The 20,180-nt window shown below is 69.7% G+C and carries 20 protein-coding genes and 1 pseudogene; 7 read left to right on the forward strand and 14 right to left on the reverse strand.

All coding sequences use genetic code 11. The features are described from left to right. A partial coding sequence (locus P409_RS05990; protein ID WP_034832989.1) for an MsnO8 family LLM class oxidoreductase occupies positions 1 to 448 on the reverse strand: 448 nt, incomplete at its 3' end. 161 nt (positions 449 to 609) lie between these two features. On the opposite strand from P409_RS05990, the gene P409_RS05995 reads away from it, so the two are divergent. After that, positions 610 to 2,193: an ABC transporter substrate-binding protein gene (locus P409_RS05995; protein ID WP_034832957.1), complete on the forward strand. Its 1,584-nt coding sequence runs from the start codon at positions 610 to 612 to the stop codon at positions 2,191 to 2,193. A 23-nt stretch (positions 2,194 to 2,216) separates the two neighbouring features. Here P409_RS05995 and P409_RS06000 read toward each other — a convergent pair whose 3' ends face one another. From P409_RS06000 to P409_RS06010, 3 genes are all read right to left on the reverse strand, one after another. After that, on the reverse strand, positions 2,217 to 3,542 hold the full coding sequence (locus tag P409_RS06000) for a PQQ-dependent sugar dehydrogenase (RefSeq protein WP_034832959.1): 1,326 nt from the start codon (positions 3,540 to 3,542) through the stop codon (positions 2,217 to 2,219). Beyond that, positions 3,539 to 3,991, reverse strand: coding sequence for a DUF2231 domain-containing protein (locus tag P409_RS06005; RefSeq protein ID WP_034832962.1), 453 nt, complete (start codon positions 3,989 to 3,991; stop codon positions 3,539 to 3,541). The genes P409_RS06000 and P409_RS06005 overlap by 4 nt, the downstream gene beginning before the upstream one ends. A 158-nt stretch (positions 3,992 to 4,149) precedes the next feature. Next, positions 4,150 to 5,760: a GMC family oxidoreductase gene (locus P409_RS06010; protein ID WP_430515624.1), complete on the reverse strand. Its 1,611-nt coding sequence runs from the start codon at positions 5,758 to 5,760 to the stop codon at positions 4,150 to 4,152. Between the two features lie 83 nt (positions 5,761 to 5,843). Between P409_RS06010 and P409_RS06015 the strand changes: the two genes are divergently transcribed. From P409_RS06015 to P409_RS06025, 3 genes and pseudogenes are all read left to right on the forward strand, one after another. Next, positions 5,844 to 6,752, forward strand: coding sequence for a LysR family transcriptional regulator (locus P409_RS06015; RefSeq protein WP_034832967.1), 909 nt, complete (start codon positions 5,844 to 5,846; stop codon positions 6,750 to 6,752). Between the two features lie 202 nt (positions 6,753 to 6,954). Then, positions 6,955 to 8,468, forward strand: a pseudogene (locus P409_RS06020) (HAL/PAL/TAL family ammonia-lyase). 76 nt (positions 8,469 to 8,544) lie between these two features. After that, on the forward strand, positions 8,545 to 9,549 hold the full coding sequence (locus tag P409_RS06025; RefSeq protein WP_034832970.1) for an ornithine cyclodeaminase family protein: 1,005 nt from the start codon (positions 8,545 to 8,547) through the stop codon (positions 9,547 to 9,549). An 8-nt stretch (positions 9,550 to 9,557) separates the two neighbouring features. Here P409_RS06025 and P409_RS06030 read toward each other — a convergent pair whose 3' ends face one another. The 3 genes from P409_RS06030 to P409_RS06040 all read right to left on the reverse strand — a co-directional run bounded on the left by P409_RS06030 (position 9,558) and on the right by P409_RS06040 (position 11,727). Beyond that, a complete protein-coding gene (locus P409_RS06030; RefSeq protein WP_034832972.1) occupies positions 9,558 to 10,424 on the reverse strand; it encodes an inositol monophosphatase family protein in 867 nt (288 codons plus the stop codon). Next, complete coding sequence (locus tag P409_RS06035; RefSeq protein ID WP_034832975.1) at positions 10,421 to 11,290, reverse strand: diacylglycerol/lipid kinase family protein; 870 nt, start codon at positions 11,288 to 11,290, stop codon at positions 10,421 to 10,423. The genes P409_RS06030 and P409_RS06035 overlap by 4 nt, the downstream gene beginning before the upstream one ends. A gap of 128 nt (positions 11,291 to 11,418) precedes the next feature. Beyond that, entirely contained in the window at positions 11,419 to 11,727 is a 309-nt protein-coding gene (locus tag P409_RS06040) for a hypothetical protein (RefSeq protein WP_034832977.1), read from the reverse strand. A 389-nt stretch (positions 11,728 to 12,116) separates the two neighbouring features. Between P409_RS06040 and P409_RS06045 the strand changes: the two genes are divergently transcribed. Then, on the forward strand, positions 12,117 to 12,623 hold the full coding sequence (locus P409_RS06045) for an RNA polymerase sigma factor (RefSeq protein ID WP_034832978.1): 507 nt from the start codon (positions 12,117 to 12,119) through the stop codon (positions 12,621 to 12,623). A 4-nt stretch (positions 12,624 to 12,627) separates the two neighbouring features. Here the strand turns inward: P409_RS06045 and P409_RS06050 are convergent, their stop codons facing one another. From P409_RS06050 to P409_RS06065, 4 genes are all read right to left on the reverse strand, one after another. Continuing rightward, positions 12,628 to 13,383, reverse strand: coding sequence for a winged helix-turn-helix domain-containing protein (locus P409_RS06050; RefSeq protein ID WP_052120085.1), 756 nt, complete (start codon positions 13,381 to 13,383; stop codon positions 12,628 to 12,630). Between the two features lie 186 nt (positions 13,384 to 13,569). Beyond that, positions 13,570 to 14,151 carry a DUF4865 family protein gene (locus tag P409_RS06055; protein ID WP_034832979.1) on the reverse strand — a complete coding sequence of 194 codons (582 nt, stop codon included), beginning with the start codon at positions 14,149 to 14,151 and terminating at the stop codon, positions 13,570 to 13,572. 21 nt (positions 14,152 to 14,172) lie between these two features. Next, positions 14,173 to 14,580 (reverse strand): cupin domain-containing protein, encoded by a 408-nt coding sequence (locus P409_RS06060; RefSeq protein ID WP_034832980.1) that lies wholly within the window; start codon positions 14,578 to 14,580, stop codon positions 14,173 to 14,175. Then, complete coding sequence (locus tag P409_RS06065; RefSeq protein ID WP_034832991.1) at positions 14,577 to 14,978, reverse strand: tautomerase family protein; 402 nt, start codon at positions 14,976 to 14,978, stop codon at positions 14,577 to 14,579. Before P409_RS06065 ends, P409_RS06060 begins: the two co-directional genes overlap by 4 nt. A 103-nt stretch (positions 14,979 to 15,081) precedes the next feature. Here P409_RS06065 and P409_RS06070 point away from each other — a divergent pair, with 103 nt between their 5' ends. Further along, positions 15,082 to 15,987 (forward strand): LysR substrate-binding domain-containing protein, encoded by a 906-nt coding sequence (locus P409_RS06070; protein ID WP_034832992.1) that lies wholly within the window; start codon positions 15,082 to 15,084, stop codon positions 15,985 to 15,987. A 5-nt stretch (positions 15,988 to 15,992) separates the two neighbouring features. Here the strand turns inward: P409_RS06070 and P409_RS06075 are convergent, their stop codons facing one another. From P409_RS06075 to P409_RS06085, 3 genes are all read right to left on the reverse strand, one after another. Continuing rightward, entirely contained in the window at positions 15,993 to 16,439 is a 447-nt protein-coding gene (locus P409_RS06075) for a hypothetical protein (protein WP_034832981.1), read from the reverse strand. Between the two features lie 41 nt (positions 16,440 to 16,480). Then, a complete protein-coding gene (locus P409_RS06080) occupies positions 16,481 to 18,238 on the reverse strand; it encodes a DUF4344 domain-containing metallopeptidase (RefSeq protein ID WP_052120086.1) in 1,758 nt (585 codons plus the stop codon). Between the two features lie 177 nt (positions 18,239 to 18,415). Beyond that, on the reverse strand, positions 18,416 to 19,192 hold the full coding sequence (locus tag P409_RS06085; RefSeq protein ID WP_034832984.1) for an SDR family oxidoreductase: 777 nt from the start codon (positions 19,190 to 19,192) through the stop codon (positions 18,416 to 18,418). Positions 19,193 to 19,371: 179 nt separating this feature from the next. On the opposite strand from P409_RS06085, the gene P409_RS06090 reads away from it, so the two are divergent. Continuing rightward, positions 19,372 to 20,180, forward strand: an 809-nt coding sequence (locus tag P409_RS06090) for a 3-hydroxyacyl-CoA dehydrogenase (protein WP_034832986.1), incomplete at its 3' end; no start/stop codon positions are given.

Genomic DNA, 20,180 nt, shown 5'->3' on the forward strand with positions numbered 1-20,180 from the left:
CGGGCACCGTGTCGTCGAGGAAGGCGTCGAGCTGGGCCAGCTGCTCGGCGAAGGACGGCTTGCGCGCCGGGTCCACCGCCGCCTGCAGCGCCCGGGTCGACAGCGGCAGCCCGCCCGGCGCCTTGCCGACGCCGAGATCGACCCGCCCCGGCGCCAGCGCCGCCAGCAGGTTGAAGTTCTCGGCCACCTTGTAGGGGCTGTAATGCTGCAGCATCACCCCGCCCGACCCGACACGGATGCGTGAGGTGTGCGCCAGCAGATAGGCGATCAGCACCTCGGGCGAAGGGCTGGCGAGCCGCGGCGTATCGTGGTGCTCGGCCACCCAGAAGCGGTGGAAGCCCCACCGCTCCGCCCGCCGTGCCAGGTCGACGGTGCGGGCCAGCGCCTCCGCCGCCCCCTCACCGTCGGCGATCGGGCTCTTGTCGAGCAGGCTCAGGAGATAGCTCATGCCGTTCATCCCGGGATGACGTGCGGGCGGATCCAGGGTGACTGCCATGGACCGAAGATTCATGTTGTTATCTCATGAAATACACATTCTACTGTCAATAGATTATAAATTTACCAATGAATATCAGTATTAATCCAACCATCCCAGCCCAGGAGAGTCCTATGAGACGCCTGACGGCGCCGCTGCTCGGCGCCCTGCTGCTTCTGCCAACCTTTTGCCCGGCCGTCGCCGGCACGCCGCGCGACACCATCGTGGTGGCCAAGCAGATCGACCAGTTCATCTCGCTGGACCCGGCGGAGGCGTTCGAGCCCGGCGTCGGCGATGTGACGCAGAGTTTGTACGACCAGCTGGTGGGGTATCGCAGCGCCACCGACCCGACCATCGTCGGCGACCTGGCCGAGTCCTGGTCGATCGGCGATGACGGGCTGACCTGGCGCTTCACGCTGAAGCCCGACCAGGCCTTCGCCAGCGGCAACCCGGTGACGGCGCAGGACGCCGCCTGGTCGCTGCAGCGCGCGGTGCGGCTGGACAAGTCGCCGGCCTTCATCCTGACCCAGTTCGGCTTCACCGCCGACAACGCCGCCGACCGGATCCGCGCGGTCGACGACCGGACGCTGGAGATCCGCATCGACCATGCGGTGGCACCGACCTTCTTCCTCAACACCCTGACCGCCGGCGTGGCCTCGGTGGTCGACGCCAAGACAGTACAGGCGAACGAGGCGAAGGACGACCTGGGCAATGGCTGGCTGAAGGCGCACAGCGCCGGCAGCGGCCCCTATGCGCTGCAGCGCTGGGTGCCGAATGAGCGGGTGGTGCTGGAGGGCAACCCGCACTGGCGGCACACCGGGCCGAAGACGCCGCACCTCGTCTTCCTTCATGTTCCCGAACCGGCGAGCCAGCGGCTGCTGCTGGAGAAGGGCGATGTCGATTACGCCCGCGACCTGACCCGCGACCAGATCCTGGCCCTGAAGGGCGCGACCGGCGTGGCGCTGCAGGAGGAGGCCGGCGACGCGCTGCTGTATCTCGGCCTGAACCAGGGCAACCCGGCCCTGGCGAAGCCCGAGGTGCGCGAGGCGCTGAAATGGCTGGTCGACTACCAGGGCATCCAGGACAGCCTGCTGAGCGGCACCTGGACCACGCGCCAGAGCTTTTTGCCGACAGGATATCTCGGCGCCGTCGACGACGTGCCCTACCGGCTGGATGTCGATCGCGCCAAGGCGCTGCTGGCCCGCGCCGGGCTGGGCGACGGCTTTTCCGTCACCATCGACATGCGCAACGTCGCGCCCTTCGCCGACATTGCCCAGGCGCTGCAGGCCAGCTTCGCCAAGGCCGGCGTCAAGCTGGAGATCCTGCCCGGCGACGGCAAGCAGACCATCACCAAGTACCGGGCGCGGCAGCACGACATCTATATCGGCACCTGGGTGCCGGATTATCGCGACCCGCACAGCAATGCCGATGCCTTCGCCTTCGACAAGGATGTGAACGACGCCGATGCGCCGAAGACGCTGGCCTGGCGCAACCGCTGGCAGGATGCCGGCTGGAACCAGACCGTGACCGAGGCGCTGCGCGAGCCCGACGCGGCCACGCGCGCCACGCTCTACGGCCGGCTGCAGCGCGAGGTGCAGGCCGAAGGCCCCTTCGTCCTGCTGTTCCAGCAGACGCTGGTGGCCGCGCATCGCAGCACCGTCTCCGGCCTCGTGCTGCAGCCGAAGACCAGCTACGCCGCGGTGGCGAAGACCAACTGACCCACTTGGGCGCGGGCGGGCCGCTACGGGTTCGCCGCCGTGACCCGCCACACCGTGTTGCCGACGTCGTCGGCGATCAGGAGCGCGCCGGACTTGTCGATCGCGACGCCGACCGGCCGGCCGCGCGCCTCGCCATCCGGATTCAGGAAGCCCGTCACCACGTCCTGCGCCTTGCCGTTCGGATGCCCGCCGCTGAACGGGATGAACACGACCTTGTAGCCGTTGAACTCGCCCCGGTCCCAGCTGCCATGCTCGCCGACGAAGGCGCCGCCGCGATAGGGCTGAGGCAAGGCGCTCGCCGTATAGAAGGCCATCCCGAGCGGCGCGACATGCGAGCTGAGCGCATAGTCCGGGACGATCGCCTTCTCGACCAGGTCTGGGCGTTGCGGCTGGACGCGCGGGTCGAGATGCTGGCCGTAATAGCTGTAGGGCCAGCCGTAGAAGCCGCCACCCTTGACCGAGGTCATGTAGTCCGGCACCAGGTTGGGCCCGAGCTCGTCGCGCTCGTTCACCACGGTCCACAGCGCGCCACTCTCCGGCTCCCAGCTCAGCCCGTTCGGGTTGCGCAGGCCGGTCGCGAACAGGCGCCAACGGCCGGTCTGCCGCTCGACCTCCCAGATGGCGGCTCGGTTCTTCTCCGCCTCCATGCCGTTCTCGGACACGTTGCTGTTCGACCCGACACCGACATACAGCAGCGACCCGTCCCGGCTGGCGACCAGGCTCTTGGTCCAGTGATGGTCGATCGGACCGCCCGGCAGCGGGGTCAGCAGCGTGCCGGGGGCCGTGATGCTGGTGTCGCCTTCGGTGTAGGGAAAGCGCAGGATCGCGTCGGTGTTCGCGACATAGAGATCAGTGCCGACCAGGGCGACGCCAAAGGGCGAGCTGAGATGGTCGATGAAGGTGCTGCGCGTCTCCGGCTTGCCATCTCCATCGGCATCGCGCAGCAGCGTGATCCGGTTGCTCGGCAGGTCGCCGCCGCCCGTCACCAGAGATTCGATCCATCCCGTTACGATGCTCTTGGGCCGCCGGATCGGCTCCACGCCCGGCGGCTTGGATTCGATCACCAGGACATCGCCGTTCGGCAGCACATACAGCGAGCGCGGATGCTCGAGCCCGGTGGCCAGCGCCTCGATCTTGAGTCCCTGGGCAACTGTCGGCGTCTCGCCGGGCTTCCAGCCAACGACGGAGGCCAGGTGCATCGGCGGGAACAGGTATTGCTGCGGCTCGGGCAGAACGGGATCCGGGCCGACCTGGCTGCCGGTGTCGAACGCCTCCTCGTTGCAGGCGGCGAGGGCAAGGGCGGCGGCCAGCACCAGCGCCGCACGCCCGGCGGTTACGGACCCGGTCATCGCTCTGCCACTCCCACGCCATGGCGGTAGACCATCGACCAGCCCATCCAGCCGGTGAACAGCAGCACCAGGACGACCGCCGCCGAGAGGATCAGCCCCCAGGGCACCACCGAGGTCCAGCCGTCGCGGGTGTGGATCAGCATGTTCAGGGTCGCCAGGATCAGCACCACCAGATTGCCGATCGCGTGCAGCCAGGCCGGCGCCAAGGCCCGCACCCGACGGTTGCCGAAGAGATCGATCAGGCCGGCGATCGCGGCGAGATATGCGAGGATCACGCCGACAGTGACCAGCCACGCGGAAAAATCCGCCCACATCATCTCGGCGGTGCGCCAGTAGGTGATGTCGGTCAGAAGCGTGCCGACGAAGCACGCGATCGGCACCGGCACCAGCATGACGTGGATCGGATGATGGGCAATGTGGGCCGTCGACCGGAGATCGGCTGTGGGCATCGCAGTATCCCGCGACGATAAGGGAGCAGTCCTAGACCAACGGCGCCCGGACGGCGTGCGTTCCAGGGCGGGCTCAGGCCACCCGGACAGGCGGGCCGCAGAAAATTCGTCGCAAGCTGCGGGCCGGACCGGCGGCCGTCGAACGGGCCCGGGTCGCGTCAGCGCGCGGCATCGAGGATCATGGCCGCCCCCTTCTCCGCGATCATGATGGTCGGGGAGTTGGTGTTGCCTGAGGTGATGGTCGGCATCACCGACGCGTCGACGACGCGGAGGCCGGTGACGCCCCTGACCCGCAGGACGCCGTCGACCACGGCCATGGGGTCGCTGCCGAGGCCCATCCTGGCGGTGCCGACCGGGTGGAAGATCGTGGTGCCGACATTGCCCGCCGCCTCGATCAGCTGCTCGTCGGACGTCAGGTCCGGGCCGGGCCGGAACTCCTGCGGTGCGAAGCGGGCCATGGCCGGCTGCCGCATGATGCCCCGTACGATCCGGATCGAATCCGCCGCGACCTGGCGGTCCTCCGCCGTCGCCAGATAGTTGGGTGCGATCACCGGCGGCACGGCGGGGTCGCGGGAGCGGGCATGGATCGAGCCGCGGCTGCTCGGGCGCAGGTTGCACACGCTCGCGGTGATCGCCGGGAATGCATGCATGCTGTCGCCGAACTTGTCGAGCGACAGCGGCTGGATGTGCATCTGCAGATTGGGGGTCGCATAGCGGTCGGACGACCGGGTGAAGGCGCCGAGCTGCGACGGCGCCATGGTCATCGCCCCGCGCCGCAGCAGGGCGTATTCGGCCCCCATCAGCCCGCGGCGCAGCAGCGAGCGGTACTGCATGTTCAGCGTCGGCACGCCGGAGACCTTGAAGATCGGCCGCAGCTGCAGATGGTCCTGCAGGTTCTCGCCGACGCCGGGCAGGTGGCGCGCCACGTCGATGCCGAGCTGCCTCAGCCGGTTTCCGTCGCCGATGCCCGAGCGCTCCAGAAGCGCGGGCGTCGCCACCGCGCCGGTCGAGACGATGACCTCCGCCCGCGCCCGCAGCCGCAGCGCCTGCCCGTCCTGGCGGATGACGACGCCGGTCGCCCGCCCGTCCTCGACGACGACCCGTTCGGCCAGCGCCCGGGTGAAGATCGCGAGATTCGGCCGTTTCAGCACCGGCTGCAGGAATCCCCGCGCGGCACTCCAGCGCCGGCCCCGCTTCTGGTTGACGTCGAAATAGCCGCAGCCCTCGTTGTCGCCGGTGTTGAAATCGACCGATCGCGGGATCCCGGCCTGCTCGGCCGCATCGATGAAGGCGTCGAGGATCCGCCAGCGCAGCCGCGGCCGGTCCACGCGCCATTCCCCGCCCGCGCCGTGCAGGGCGTCGGCGCCGCGCCAATGATCCTCATGCGACCGGAAGACGGGCAGGACGTCGTCCCACCCCCAGCCGACCAGGCCCCGTTGCCGCCAGCCGTCGTAATCAGCGGCCTGGCCGCGCATGTAGATCATGGCGTTGATGGCGGAGCAGCCGCCCAGAACCTTGCCGCGCGGGTAGGCGAGGTCGCGACCGTTCAGGCCGGGCACGGCCTCGGTCCGGAACAGCCAGTCCGACCGTGGGTTGCCGATCGCGAAGAGATAGCCGACCGGAATGTGGAACCAGATCCAGCTGTCGCGCCCCCCGCCCTCGACCAGCGCCACCCGGCACCGTCCGCTCGCGGAGAGGCGGTTCGCCAGCACGCAGCCGGCAGACCCGCCGCCCAAGACGATGAAATCGAACTCCTGATCGCCGCCCATCGCCATCCTCCCTTGCTGCGTCTTGCATTACTGGGAGAATTTGATCAGCAATACGCGAATGTTCCCCAAGGGTCTGTGCGTTTATGAACAACATGCGCCGCTACGACTGGAATGACCTGAGCTTCTTCGTCGAGGTGGCGCGGCACGGCACGCTGAGCGGCGCGGCCCGGACCATCGGCAGCGACCATGCCACGGTCAGCCGGCGCATCGCCGCGCTGGAGCACGCCCTGGGCTCCGCCCTGTTCCACCGCAGCCCGGTCGGCTACATGCTGACCCCGGCCGGCGCCGCCCTGCTGCCGCATGCCGAGCGGGTCGAGGCCGCGGCGCGGGAGGCGACGGAGGCTCTCGGCCGGCCCCAGGCCGGGCTGGTTGGCAAGGTCCGGCTGGCCACGCCGGACGGGTTCGGCAACCATTTCCTGGCCCGCCATCTGGGCGAGTTCGCCGCGGCCTATCCGAGACTGACGATCGAGCTGGTCACCGTCTCGCAGATCCTCTCGCTGTCGCAGCGGGAGGGCGAGCTGTCGGTGACGCTGGCGCCCCCCGGCCGGGGCCGCTTCCAGACCGAGAGGCTGACGGAGTACGACCTCGAGCTCTATGGCGACGCCGGCTATCTGGCCGAGGCGCCGCCGGTCCGCACCCGGCAGGACCTGCGCGACCACCGCTTCATCGGCTATGTCGACGATCTGATCTTCACGCGCGAGCTGGACTATCTCGGCGAGGTCCTGCCGGGGCTGACGGTGCCGCTGCAGGCGACCAGCCTGCTGGGCCAGCTGAACGCCGTCCTGCGGGGCGACGGGCTGTGCGTGCTGCCGCGGTTCATCGCGCGCCAGCACCCGACCCTGGCTGTCGTGCTGCCCGGCGAGGTCAGGCTGCGCCGCAGCTACTGGATCAGCGCCCATCAGGAGCAGGCGGAGCTGCCGCGCGTCCGGGTGCTGCGGGACTTCATTCGCCGCTGCGTCGAGCGGCATGGCGGTTTCCGGATCGAGGATTGAGGTCCGGGCCCCGGCCGGCCCGGTCAGGACGACGGTGCCGCGACCGTGCCTTGCGGAGGATGACGTTGCCGTAGATGCGCCGGCCGAGGTCCGGGATCTTCCGCCGCACCCGGTCGGCTAAGGCGGCGGTGGTGACCCGTGCTCCGCTCTCCTACCCTGGCGACCGATGCCGGACGGCGGATGTTGTGAACAGGACCAGAAGATGACGGCTCCCCTAGCCACCGTGTCCCTGACAGCCGAGGCGCCGACCACCGGCGACATCGCCGCCATCGCCCGGCGCGGCGCGCATGTGGCGGTTTCGCCGGAGGTCGAAGCCCGGATCCTTGCCGCGCGCGCCGTCGTCGACCGCTATGCCGCCTCGGATGTGCCGGTCTACGGCCTGACCACCGGGCTCGGCGCGGGGGTCGACACGCGCCTCGCGGCGGAGGATCTGGTCGCGTTCCAGCGGCGGGTTCCGGAAGGCCGAGCGGTCGGGGTCGGGCCGGCCCTGCCGCGCGAGGTGGTGCGGGCGATGATGGCGGCGCGCATCGCCGGTATGGCGACCGGCGGCTCCGGCGTGTCGCTGCCGGTGTTCGCCGGGCTGGTGGCGGCGCTGAATGCCGGAGTCCACCCTGTGGTTCCGGCGCTGGGCTCGATCGGCGCGGCCGATCTGGCCCCACTGGCGCATATGGGCCGCGCCCTGCTCGGCGATGGCGAGGCGGAGTTCGGCGGCGCGGTGATGCCGGCCGCCGAGGTGTTGCGGCGGGCCGGGCTCGAACCGCTGCCGCTGGCGCCGAGGACGGCCACGCCATCGTCGTCGCCAACAGCCTGTCGGTCGGCAAGGCCTGCCTCTGCCTGGAGGACGTCGAACGGCTGTTCGGCTGGTCGCTGACGGCTGTCGCCCTCGCCTTTGAGGCTTTCCGCGCCAATGTGGCGGCCCTTGACGATCGCGCGCTGGCCGCCAGGCCGGCCTTCGGCCAGCGCGCGGTGGCGGACTGGCTGCGCGCGCTCCTCGCCGGCAGCGCCCTCCTGGCCGAAGGCGCGGCCCGGCGGGTGCAGGACCCGCTGAGCTACCGCTGCGCCCCGCAGGTCTGGGGAGCGCTTCTTCACGCGATCGGCGAGGCGCGGGCCGCCACCGAGATCGAGCTCGCCGGCTCCGGCGACAATCCGGTTGTCCTGGCGTCGGAGGGGCTGATCCTGTCCCACGGCAATTTCGACCTGACGGCCTTCGTGCTGGCGTGGGAGCGGCTCGGCCAGGCGATGGCGCATGGGGCGGCGGCGACCGCCTATCGCGTGATGAAGATCATGTCGACCGGCCTGTCGGACCTGCCGCGGTTCCTGACCCCGATCGGCGCGGGCCGGGCGGGCTTCGGCCCGGTCCAGAAGACCGTCTCGGCCCTGGAGGCGGAGATCCGGCACCTCGCGGCCCCGGTCTCCCTGGCGCCGATCCCCGTGGCGGACGGGGTCGAGGACCAGGCCTCCCTGGCTCCGGCCGTTTTGGCGAAAACCGAGGCGATCATCGACCGGCTGCGCTTCCTCGTCGCGATCGAGCTTATCGTCTCCGCCCAGGCCCTTGAGCTGCGCGGCGTGGAGGCGGCGCTGGGCGCGGGCACGGGGGACGCCTATCGCCTGGTCCGCTGCCATGTGGCACCACTGGTCGAGGACCGCGCCCAGAGCATGGATGTCCAGCGGCTGGCGGAGGTCATCCGGGCCTCCTCACCGCCCCACGCCCCTTGACCTCCGGCGATGCGGCGGGATGCTGCCGCTTCGCATGCTCCACCCCCTCAGGCACCGCGCCTCCTGGAGACCAGGAATGCAGGAAATCTGGATCGACTATCTGAACGCGCTCGACGCCAAGGCGCTCGCACTCGGGGATGACGAGATCCTCGCGGCGGTGGAGAAGGCGCTGGAGGCGCAGGGCCTCGGCGAGACCGTGATCGAGCCGCGCGTCCATCTGGTGCCCGAAAGCTCCGACAAGGGGCATTTCAACGTGCTGCGCGGTTACGTCAAATCGCTGAACACCGCCGGGGTGAAGGTCGTCGGCGACTTCGTCGACAACTACAGGCACGGCCTGCCCTCCGAGCTGGCGGTGCTGAACCTGTTCGATCCGCACACCGGCATGCCGAAGGCGGTGATCGACGCGACCGCGATCACCGATATGCGCACCGGCGCGGTGACGGCGCTGGGCGCGAAGCATCTCGCCCGCAAGGGCAGCAAGGTGCTGGGCCATATCGGCGCCCGCGGCACGTCCTACTGGAATGTCCGCCTGCTCGACCACCTGTTCGATTTCGACGAGATCCGTGTCCATTCCCGCCGTCCGGAAAGCCGCAATGCCTTCGCGGCGCGCCTGGAGCAGGATCTCGGGAAGAGGATCGTCGCCGCCGACAGCTGGGAGGATTGTCTCAAGGGCGCCGACATCATGGTGGAGGCAAGCCGGCTGCCGGAGCCCGCGCCCCTGTTCCGCACCGAATGGGTGAAGCAGGGCGCGTTCGTCGTCCCCTATGGCACGATGAGCGCGCTGGAACTCGACCTGACCGACATCATGGACAAGGTCGTGGTCGATGACTGGGGCCAGTGCGGCCCCGGCCGTCCTTTCGGGGCGCTGCGCCGCCATGTCGACGAAGGCAAGGTCACGGCGGAGACGCTGCATGCCGAGATCGGGCAGATCGTCGCCGGCCTGAAGCCCGGCCGCGAACGGGACGACGAGACCATCCTGTTCTGGCATCGCGGCCTCAGCACCACCGATGTGGCGCTCGGCGCGGCCATGGTGGACAAGGCCCGGGCGCTGGGGATCGGCCAGCGGCTTCGCTTCGCCTGACGGAAGGCTCAGCCGGCGGCGATCGCGTCCCTGCGGCGGGCCGCCGCCTCCTCGGGCCCGATCACCAGCTGGCCGCGCCAGCTGCGGGGATCGTCGCCGAATCCGGTGAACCGCTCCCAGCCCCGCTCCTGATCGCAGAGCATGAAGGCGGTGCCACCGGCAGCGGTGACAAGGCAGAGGCCGCCGGCGACGTCCCAGACATTCGGCCGCTCGAACCGCGCCACCTCCAGCAGGCCGGCCGCGACGAAGGCGCATTCGATAGCGGCCGATCCGGTCTTGCGCGTCTCCCAGGGCAGCACGCCGCCCGGGTCGATCCGGGGCTCGCCCGACAGACGGCGCCGCACCGCCGGGTTCGGCCCGCCCTCGATCGCCGCCCCGTCGAAGCTCAGCGGGCCGCGGCCGCAGGCGTGATAGACGCCGGAGCGCAGGGCGTGGCTGGTCGAGCACCAGACCGCCCCGGCCGCCGGCCGGCCGCGATGCAGCACGCCGATCGAGGCGGCGAAGAGCGGCAGGCCGTTGACGAAGTTGGTGGTGCCGTCGACCGGATCGATCGCCCAGACCGGGCTGTCCGGCGCCGCCGGATGGTCCTCCATCTCCTCGCCGATGATGCCGTGATCGGGATGCAGCTCCGCCAGCCGCGTCCGGATCAGGGATTCGACCCGTTGGTCGACCTCCGACACCGGGTCCCGGAACAGCAACTCGTTTCCCTGCCCTGGCCCCTGCCCCGGCCCAGTCTTATAGCGCACACTGAGGGTCCGCCCGAGCGATGCGACGATCTCGGCCCCGGCCAGCCTGGCGAACTCGACCGCGGTCTCCTCCCACTCCCGCAGCGCGCCGGCGGGCAGGTCGCTGTGGTCGTCGGCCGCCACGGTCATTCGTCATCCCCCGGAATCAGGACATGGACCGGCTTCGGCTCGATCCGGATCATCAGCGTGGCCTCGCCGCCTTCGAGCGCTTTGTCGTCGACATGGATGGTCCCGCCCTGGGGGTGCAACTCGACCCGCTCGGCCTTCACCCGGAGCAGCGGCGAGCCCCGGGCCTCCGGGTCCTTGAGCCAAGCCAGCATGGACCGGCGCTTCGCCGCCGGCAGCCAGGCTACGTCGAGATGCGCATCTCCCGGGTCGGCCTCCGGCGCCAGCAGCAGGTTCGGCCCGATCATCGGCAGGTTCATGACCTCGATCATCAGCAGCCTCTCGTCCAACCGCTTGCCGTCGACGGTCAGGCTGGCCTCGACCGGCTCGCTGTCGGCGACGATGCGGCGCAATTCCTCTCGCCGTTCGCCGACCAGGCCGGAGCCATGCTCCTTGCCGCCGGTGGCCTGCCCTATCGCCGCGGCGATGGGGCCCATTCCGACCGCCTCGACGAAGTTGAGCGTCCATTCCGGCCCCTCGACCACGCCGATCCGCAGCGGCGCGCGTCTCGCCTTAGCCAGGCCGGCGACGATGTGGCGCGGCTCCTCGATGAGGCCGAGCGCCCGCGCGATGTTGTTGGAACTGCCGGTCGGCAGGATGGCTATGGTGTGGCCGCGGCCGTGCAGCGCCCGCACGATCTCGGCGACCGCGCCGTCGCCGCCGGCGACCACCACCAGGTCGTGCGGATTCTCCAGCGCCCGTTCCAGCTCCTTGCCGCGGGTCGAGGTGTGGACCGGGGCGAAGCCCGACATCTCCAGCAGGCGGACCAGCCGGTCGGCCGGCCAATCGCCGTCGCCGGCCCTCGGGTTGTGAAACAGCGAGACATCCATGGTCGAGCAATCGCCGCGTCGCGGGTCGGGTTCCGTCAGGACTTGACCATCCGTCACGCCCTGCCGGGCCGATACGGAAGGGGCCGGTCCCGCGGGAGCCGGCCCCTTTCACCGTCGGTTCGGTGGGGTCAGCCGCCGCAGCGGGCGGCGTATTCCTGGTCGGCGGCCTGGATCCGCTGGTCCGCCTGCTGCAGATCCTGGGCCGTGAGCTGCAGCTCCGCCTGGCAGTTCTGGCGGATCGTGTTGAGGCGCTTGGCCTCGGCGATCAGCCCCATGCCGGTTCGGCACTGCTCCGCCATGGGCGCGTTGGACTGCTCCTGCAGGGTCTGGGTCGCGGCGCGGACCTTCTGCGCCTGCAGCTGGGCGTCCGACTGGCAATCGGCAAAGGCGGGGGTGGCGACGATGACCGCCGCGGCAGCGAGAAGAGCGAGTTTCACGGGACCTCTCCATCAGGCTGGCAGGGTTCGCCTCCGCCGCGTTGCGGCAGAGGACATTGAGCCAATGATCGAGCGCAGGCGATTGTTCCGCCCGTGGCGCGATAAAGTCGGATACGTCCGTGAAATCACCAACAGGCCAGGATTCCTCGCATTCGATCAATGATATTTCTTTCGCCCGCCGACCTCTCGCCAGGGCATCGATCTGGAATCATGAAATCGAGTGATATCAATTGATAGATCGGCGTTGGGAAACCTGAGGCCCGATGTCGATATACGTCCAGAGAAGCTGGATTTTACTCTTGGAAAGACAGGGAGAACGGGATTTTTAACGGAACAGTCGGGTCCCCCATCGGTTTCGTCAGTAGTCAGTCGCAACACGGACGCTTCCGATGCCGGCCATCTCCGCCGCCACCGAGCGGCAGTTTCTCGCGACCGTCGCTCCCTGTATTCCGGACCTCCGACGCTATGCCGTCAGTCTGACCCGCAATCGCGCCGATGCCGACGACCTGATCCAGGAGACCCTGCTGCGGGCCGCCCTCAAGCTCCATCTCTGGCGGCCCGGCAGCAATATCGTCGCCTGGCTCATCGTCATGATGCGCCGCCTGCACCTTTCGAAGTTCGTCGCCGGCAAGCGCAATCAGACCGAGATGGTGCCGATCGAGGGCTGGGACCTGCCGTCGCCGCCCAGCCAGACCGACGCGATCGAGGTGCGCGAGCTGGAGGAGCGCTGGCCCACCCTGTCGCGCAGCCATCGCGACGTGCTGCGCCTGGTGGCGATCAACGGCGCCTCCTACGAGGAGGCGGCGGAACAGCTTCACGTCCCGATCGGCACCATCCGGTCACGCCTCGCCCGGGCGCGGCACGCGCTGCGTGGCGAGGGCCACGCCGTCCATTGAGGCATCACTGCACCTCGACCGGCAGCGTGAAGACGTAACCGACGCCGCGCTCGGTGCGGATGATCTGCGGGTCGCGCGGGTCGGCCTCCAGCTTGCGGCGCAGCCGCAGCACCTGGACATCGACGCTGCGGTCGAACACATCCTCGTGGACCCGCGTCGCCTGCAGCAGCTGCTCGCGCGACAGCGGTCGCTGCGGCGCCTCGACGAAGGCGACCAGCAGCGCATATTCGCTCTTCGACAGCGTCACCACGGTGCCCTGCGGGTCGGTCAGCCGCCGCAGGCGCCGCTCGAGCTGCCAGCCGCCGAACCGGCAGCGGCCGCGCTCTGGGGCCCGCTGCGAGGCTGTCCGGGGAGCGTCCCGCCCGCGCAGGATCGCGCGGATCCGCGCCAGCAGCTCGCGCAACCCGAAGGGCTTGGCGAGATAGTCGTCGGCGCCGAGCTCCAGCCCGACGACGCGGTCGATCTCCTCCCGGCCGCGCCCGATCCCGATGATCGCCGGTCCGCCGGATTTCGACCGGATCTCGCCCAGCAGCGGCAGGCTGCTCTCGTGGTCGAGCTGCAGGTCCAGGATCACCAGATCGGGGTTGGTCTCGCTGATGTGGCGGGCCAGGTCCCGACGTCCCGCGGCCGCAGCCGCCCGGACGCCATTGCTCTCCAGATAATCGACGATGGAGCGGCGCATCACGGGATCGTCATCGGCGACGACGACGCGGATCGCGCGGTGATGCGCCGTGCCGGTCTCCGGCCGGACCGATTGCATCTCGAGCTCCCCCTGCGGCCAGGAAGAGGCGTGGAATGCGGCCGGCTCTGTCCGATACTGAAACAAGGCTCTGACTCCGGTTCCGGCGGCGTTGGAACCCGCCGCCTGTGCAACGCCCGGACGATCGCACCGGGACGGCAGAACCGAAGGTGACCTGGGTCACGTGCCGGAAACGGCGCGGCCCCGTCATGCCGCGCGGGTGATATCCCTGAGCTGCGGCGTCGACAAATGGAGCACCTGATACAGCGGCGCGTTCTCCGCCGGGGCCGGATCGGTCCACAGGGTGAAACGCACCAGCTCCCACGACCATGGATCGACCGCCAGGGCCGCGGTGTGGATACCGGGCCGCCGGGCATGGCCTCGCAGCTCCATCACCGCCTCGGCCACGAGGTTTGCCGGATCGGCGTCGGCCGGCAGCGGTTCGGTGTGGCGGGTGGCATGGCTTGGGGCGCCGCCGCGGTCCGGCCCCGCCAGGCAGGCTACTCCGGTCCAGTGCCGCACCGGCGGCCGGCCGAAGGACCCGACGACACCGCCGAAGCCGTCCCCGCCCCACAGAAACCCGCCCATGCCCTCGATCGAGGCCCACAGGTAGAAGGGGGCGTACTGGTTGACCGGCGAACCGTCGACTCCGCGCTCGCGGATCAGATAGGCCTTGAGCCCGAGCCCTGGCAGGTTGTCGAGCGCGGGGGCCTTGGCCGCGACCCGGCGGCGGATGACCTGCATGTCGTAATCGGCCGGCAGGGTGATCTCGTATTGCATCGCATACATGATCGACGCTCCTGGTTTCGGTCAGACGGGTTCCATCCAATGCACCGCGGTGCCGGCCCGGACCGGCTGGACACTGACATAGGCGAAGACGCTGTCGGCCGAGGCGCCGTGCCAGTGCCGCTCATCCGGCGCAAACCAGATGCTGTCCCCCGCCCTCACCTCCGTCACCGGGCCGCCGGCGCGCTGCACCAGGCCGACGCCCTGCAGGACATAGAGCAGCTGCCCGAGCGGGTGGCTGTGCCAGCGCGTGCGGATGCCGGGATCGAGGGTGGCGCGCATCGCCGTCATCTCGCCGTCGAGGCGACCGTCCAGCAGTCCTTCGACCCAGAACGGGCCGCTGGCGATGCCGTCCGGAGCGCAGGTGATGGCGCTGCCGGCGCGGCGGATGGTCATCTCACCGGGATTGCCCGGCCTTGTCTCGGCGCTCATCGGCCGGTTCCGCCATCTTGGACCATCGAAGCGACGCCGCCGGCGAAGGACCAGTCGTCGAGCCCGGTGGTCGAGATCACCACCATGACGTCCTCCGGCAGCAGGCCCGGCGCCTCGGCCAGGCGCTCGGCCAGGCGCCGGTAGAGCGCCGTCTTGGTCGCAGTGCTGCGCGGCCGGCCGGCGGTCACCTGGAACAGCACGAAATCGTCCGAGCGCGGGCCGCCGAGATAATGGCGGTCGAACACCAGCTCTCCCGGCTCGTGCTGGTGGATGATCTGGAAACGGTCGTCGGGCGGGACCTCGAAGGCCTCGACCAGCGCCCGGTGCAGGCTGTCGGACAGGGCGCGGAGATAGTCAGGCGATTTGCCTCTGGCGAGCGAGATGCGGGTGAGCGGCATGGCGACCTCCATCGGAACTTGACGTCCAGGAGGTAGCGCTGCAGGGTTGTCCTGAAAATCGGAAATATCGGGACAATTGGTTCAGAAAATTGGAATGATTTCCATGCGCCGGATCACCTTCGACCTGGACGTGCTGCGCAGCTTCGCCACCGGCATGGAGCTGGGCAGCTTCGCCAAGGCGGCCGACCGGCTGGGCCGCTCCACCTCGGCGGTCAGCGCCCAGCTGCGCAAGCTGGAGGAGCAGGCCGGCATGCCGATCTTCCGCAAGGCCGGCCGCGGCCTGGCCCTGACCGAGGCCGGGGAGACCATGCTGGCCTATGCCCGGCGGCTGCTGGCGCTGAACGACGAGGCGGCGGCCGCGGTCCACGGCATCGACCTGCAGGGCTGGGTGCGGCTGGGCCTGTCGGAGGATTTCGGCGAGGCGCTGCTGCCGGCGGTGCTGGGCCGCTTCGCCCGTGCCCATCCAAGGGTGCGGATCGAGGCCCGGATCGCCCGCAGCTTCGAGCTGCTGGACCGGGTCGGCGCCGGCCAGCTCGACCTGGCGCTGGCCTGGGGCGACGGCGGCGCCCTGCCCCACATCGAGCGGGTGGCCGAGCTGCCGACGCGCTGGGTCGGGCCGGCCGCCGGCGGCGGGTTCTTCGATTCCGTGGGCGATCGGCCCCACGAGCCGCTGCCGCTGGCGGTGCTGGAGGCGCCGTGCCTGCTGCGGACGGCCGCGACCACGGCGCTGGACCGGGCCGGCATTCCCTGGCGCCTGGCCTTCGTCAGCCCCAGCCTGGGCGGGCTGTGGGCGGCGGTGGCGGCCGGGCTCGGCGTCACCATCCGAACCGATTTCGGGCTGCCGGGCAGCGTTCGGGTGCTGGAACCGGCCAGGGCGCCGGCCCTCCCGGCCTTGCCCCTGACCCTGCTGCGGGCCGAGGCCGAGCCGGATCCGGTCACCGCCCGCCTGGCCGCGATCCTGACGCGATCAGTGCGCGACGCCCTGCCCGGCCTCGCCGCAGCAGCGTGACGAGGTCAGTCGCAGCCTGCGACCGTGACCTCCTTGATGGTGTTCTGGGCGTTGGTCGACACGATGATGCTGCAGAGATAGTCGACGGTCTCCTGCTGCTGGTAATAGCCCGTCGGCTGGCTCTGGTAGATCGGCATCGAGGCGATGCCCTGGCCGCCCTGGGTCATGCCGACGATGGTGCCGTCGGACTGGCCGGTCTGCACGAACTGGGTGCCGGTGCTGACCCGGGTGTGGCTCCATTGGTAGAAGCCGTCCGCGCCGCCCGGGCTCGGCCCGATGCCGATATTGGGCTGGCCGAACGTCTGGAAGGCGACGTCGAGGGGCTTGCCGACCATGGCGTTGCCGATCTGCTGCACCTTGTTCGGTCCGGACGACAGGCAGCCGGTGAGGGCCGACGCGGCAAAGAGGGCGAGGAGCGCCAAGGCCCCTGCCCGCGGCAGGCGGAACGTCATTCTGAGGTCCTGCGAGTGTCGAAACGGCGGTTCGGGCGGGCCTATCGCAGCATGCGGGCGATCGCCTGGTAGCGCGGGGTGAAGTGCGGTGCCAGCAGCGCGGCCCAGGCCTTGAACATCTTGCGCGATTCGTCGGAGCAGCGGACCGCGCGCGCCTCGGGCAGGAACTTCTCCCGGAGGATCCAGTCATAGGTATCCTCGTCGTGGCCGTACATGTAGCACAGCAGGTTGAAGAAGCGCTGCTCGCTGAGCGAGTGCTCGTCGGCGAAGACCTGCATGTTCTGGCTGGCATCGTCACCGACGGAGGCGTTGTTCTGGAACCAGATAGCGGCCATCCGCAGCACCTCGGCGATCTGGTCGCTCGTCTCCTTACCGCCGGGATTGAGCAGGATCATCATCGCCGCCATCTGGTCGACCGCGTCCTCCTCCCGCCCGGTCGAGGGGAGGGTCAGCATGTCGATCAGGGCGTGGCCGGTCTCGTGCAACAGGATGAAGCGGATGTTGCTGGCGATGTAGGCGCCGAGGATGTTCGACTTCGGATCCGCCTTCTCGGCCAGCTTCATGCCCTGCTGCGCCAGGGAATCGACCAGCTCGTAGCACAGCACGATCGCCGAATCCTTGGGTGAGTAGAACGCGTTCACCGCCCCGCATTCCGCGCCCACATAGCGCAGCTGGCGCGGCAGTTCGAACATCCCGTTCATCCAGGCGATCTCGGGATTGCGGCGCAGCAGGTCGGTGTCGCGCGTCAGCTCGTAGGCCTCCTTCAGCCCCGGGCTCTTCGGCTCCAGATAGGCGAAGGCGAATTGCCCGTCCTCTTCCGCCTGCTTCCCGTCGCTCGAATCGGCCTGGTCGTCCTGATGGGACGAGGGCGTGGCGTCGGTCCCAGACGCCCCCTGGTCAGCCGGCGCCTGATTGCCGGGAGAGCTGCTGCTGGCCTGCTGCGATCCGCCGGGCTCCTGCTGGGAGGCCGAAGCGCCGGCCGATCCACCCTGCTGGCCGCCCCGGGCATCGGCCAGCGCCATCAGGGTCGGATAGCTCGGATCGGCCGGGGGCTTGTCGTAGCCGAACGGATAGAAGCTGTTCGAGATCAGCACCGAGAGCGCCTGCAGATCGGCGTCGTGATCGGCCCGCCAGATCAGGTCGTAGCCACGGATCTCACGGCCGCGCTGCTCGAAGCGGCTGTAGAACTTGCCGCCCTTGCGGTTGCCGGTGACGATGAACAGGTTGTTCCGGCGGAACTCGTAGGTGATCTCGGATTCGCCACTGCCGGAGAGGGCGTCGTAGAACGAGTTGATCTGCCCGTCGGTCACGTCGGTGAAACGCATCGTCATCAGCGACGCACCGCCGTCGGGATCGTCCAGGGTGACGCCGCCCGCCTCCGAATCCGACCGCTTGGTCAGGACCTTGGAGGGGTAGGAGATGGTGATCCCGCTCCTGGAATCAGAGAGCGGCTGCCAGCCGGTCTTGTCCCGCATCGCCAGGGCGGTGCCGGCAAGCGTGACCGCCTGGTCGGCATCCAGTTCGCCGGTGGCGGTGACGCCGTTCTGCCGCTGCCAGCTGGAGAGCGCGGTGCGCGTGCCCTCCTTGAAGGCCCCGTCGAACCAGCCCTTGTAGAAGCCGAGCCAGGCCAATCCTTCCTGGACCAGTTTCTTCTCGTCCGGGTTCAGCGTCTTCTCCAGGGTGGCCGGGTCGGATGCGATGACGCCGGATCGCTGGCCGGGCACGATGTGCTGCGCGTGGCCGGACGATACGTCGAACACCCCGAGCAGCACGCAGGCCACGGCGGCTGCGCGCGCCACCCTCGACACTTCAGGTCCCTTACCCACCATCTTCCCCTCCGAACCCACCCCATCGCCTGATATTAGACGAATTTGTTGAGAATCAGGCCGACCGCATTCCCATTAAAGAACCGAGCGGGCAAGATCTGAAAAGCCCCTCCCTGCCGAAAGCCCGCGCAAAGCTGATCGGCACGGTCGTCAGGCCAGAGACTGCAGGTCGCCGCAGATGCTGATCGCCTGGCCGGAAATGGTGCGGCCGCGCGGCGAGGCCAGCAGCAGGATCTGGTCGGCCAGCTGGCGCGGCTGGATCATCTCGCGGATCGAGGCCCGGGCCAGGGACTGCTCCTGCAGCGCCGCGGCCGTGACGCCGCGCTGCTCGGCCTTGGCGGCGAAGACGCGGCGGATGCGGTCGCCCTCTACGATGCCGGGCTGGATCGCGTTGACCCGGATACCGAGCGGGCCGAGCTCGATCGACAGCGATTTGGTGAAGCCGACCACCGCCCATTTCGAGGCGGCATAGGGCGTGCGCAGCGGAAAGCCCAGCCGCCCGGCCGAGGAGGACAGGTTGATGATGGACGCGTTGCCGCTCTTCGCCAGATGCGGCACGGCCAGGCGGGTGCAGTTGAACTGGCCGGTGATGTTGACCGCCAGCGTCCGGTCCCACTCCGCCGGATCGATCTGGTCGACCCGGCCGGTCGGGCCAGCAATGCCGACATTGTTGACAAGGCAGTCCAGCCCGCCCAGCGCCGCCAGCGCCTCATCGAACAGCCGGGCCACGGCCGCCCGGTCGGACATGTCGGCCGCGGTCGCGCTGATCGCCGGGCTTTCCGCCGCCAGCGCGTCGAGCGCCGCCCGGTCGATGTCGCTGACATGCACCCGTGCCCCCTCCTCAACGAAGGCGCGGGCGATCTCCCGCCCGATGCCGGACGCGCCGGCGGTGACCAGGACGCGCAGGCCCCTGATGCCGAGATCCATTGGGCTCCTCCTTCCTTCTCGCTCGTTGTTCGCCCGGCCGCGCCTCGTCGCGGCGCGCATCGGACAGCCTAGCCCGGCGCGCCATGGCCACCAAGCCGGCCTGGGTTGCCCCAACACGGTCTGGACCCACGCCTCGCTTTATCGGACCGTTGTCGCAAAGAGACTCCGGGAGGAAGGGCATGCCGACCGTCGCGATCATCGGCACCGGGCTAATCGGCCGGTCCTGGGCGATTGTCTTCGCCGCCGCCGGTTGGGAGGTGCGCCTGGCCGATGCCAGCGCGGCCGCGCTGCAGGCGGCACCCGGGCTGATCGCCGAAGGCCTTAACGATCTCGCCGGCCATGGGCTGGTCGATGATCCGGCCGGCGCCGTGGCGCGCATCCACGCTGCCGGATCCCTGGCCGAAGCGGTGGCCGGCGCCGAGCTTGTGCAGGAGAACCTGCCGGAGGACGTGGAGATCAAGCGCGTGGTCTTCGCCGAGCTGGACCGGCTGGCGCCGCGCGACGCCATCCTCGCCTCCTCCACCTCCGCCATCGTCGCCTCGCGCTTCACCGAGAATCTGGCCGGGCGCGAGCGCTGCCTGGTGGCCCATCCGGTCAATCCGCCGCATCTGGTGCCGGTGGTCGAGCTGTGCGGCGCGCCCTGGACCGCGCCGGAGACGGTCGAACGAGCGCGAGCGATCTACCGCGCCGCGGGGCAGGAGCCGGTGACGATTCACCGCGAGGTCGACGGCTTCGTGCTGAACCGGCTGCAGGGCGCCCTGCTGGCCGAGGCCTTCCGGCTGGTCGGCGATGGCGTGATCAGCCCGCAGGATCTGGACAGGACCATCCAGGACGGGCTGGGCCTGCGCTGGTCCTTCCTCGGCCCCTTCGGCACGATAGAGCTGAACGCACCGGGCGGCATCCCCGACTACTGCGCCCGCTATACCGGCTTCTACCGCCGCCTCGCCGCCAACCCGGCCGGACCTGAGGTGTGGGATGCCCCGACCGT

Source organism: Inquilinus limosus MP06 (assembly GCF_000767795.1).
Lineage (GTDB): Bacteria > Pseudomonadota > Alphaproteobacteria > DSM-16000 > Inquilinaceae > Inquilinus > Inquilinus limosus_E.

Excerpts from the sequence above, each read along its gene's own strand:
- P409_RS06025 (WP_034832970.1), top strand. The coding sequence starts at position 8,545 with ATGCAGGAAATCTGGATCGACTATCTGAACGCGCTCGACGCCAAGGCG.
- P409_RS06015 (WP_034832967.1), top strand. The coding sequence starts at position 5,844 with ATGAACAACATGCGCCGCTACGACTGGAATGACCTGAGCTTCTTCGTC.
- P409_RS06030 (WP_034832972.1), bottom strand. The coding sequence starts at position 10,424 with ATGACCGTGGCGGCCGACGACCACAGCGACCTGCCCGCCGGCGCGCTG.
- P409_RS05995 (WP_034832957.1), top strand. The coding sequence starts at position 610 with ATGAGACGCCTGACGGCGCCGCTGCTCGGCGCCCTGCTGCTTCTGCCA.
- P409_RS06000 (WP_034832959.1), bottom strand. The coding sequence starts at position 3,542 with ATGACCGGGTCCGTAACCGCCGGGCGTGCGGCGCTGGTGCTGGCCGCC.
- P409_RS06085 (WP_034832984.1), bottom strand. The coding sequence starts at position 19,192 with ATGGATCTCGGCATCAGGGGCCTGCGCGTCCTGGTCACCGCCGGCGCG.
- P409_RS06060 (WP_034832980.1), bottom strand. The coding sequence starts at position 14,580 with ATGAGCGCCGAGACAAGGCCGGGCAATCCCGGTGAGATGACCATCCGC.
- P409_RS06035 (WP_034832975.1), bottom strand. The coding sequence starts at position 11,290 with ATGGATGTCTCGCTGTTTCACAACCCGAGGGCCGGCGACGGCGATTGG.
- P409_RS06050 (WP_052120085.1), bottom strand. The coding sequence starts at position 13,383 with ATGCAATCGGTCCGGCCGGAGACCGGCACGGCGCATCACCGCGCGATC.
- P409_RS06065 (WP_034832991.1), bottom strand. The coding sequence starts at position 14,978 with ATGCCGCTCACCCGCATCTCGCTCGCCAGAGGCAAATCGCCTGACTAT.
- P409_RS06075 (WP_034832981.1), bottom strand. The coding sequence starts at position 16,439 with ATGACGTTCCGCCTGCCGCGGGCAGGGGCCTTGGCGCTCCTCGCCCTC.
- P409_RS06045 (WP_034832978.1), top strand. The coding sequence starts at position 12,117 with ATGCCGGCCATCTCCGCCGCCACCGAGCGGCAGTTTCTCGCGACCGTC.
- P409_RS06070 (WP_034832992.1), top strand. The coding sequence starts at position 15,082 with ATGCGCCGGATCACCTTCGACCTGGACGTGCTGCGCAGCTTCGCCACC.
- P409_RS06055 (WP_034832979.1), bottom strand. The coding sequence starts at position 14,151 with ATGTATGCGATGCAATACGAGATCACCCTGCCGGCCGATTACGACATG.
- P409_RS06010 (WP_430515624.1), bottom strand. The coding sequence starts at position 5,760 with ATGGGCGGCGATCAGGAGTTCGATTTCATCGTCTTGGGCGGCGGGTCT.
- P409_RS06005 (WP_034832962.1), bottom strand. The coding sequence starts at position 3,991 with ATGCCCACAGCCGATCTCCGGTCGACGGCCCACATTGCCCATCATCCG.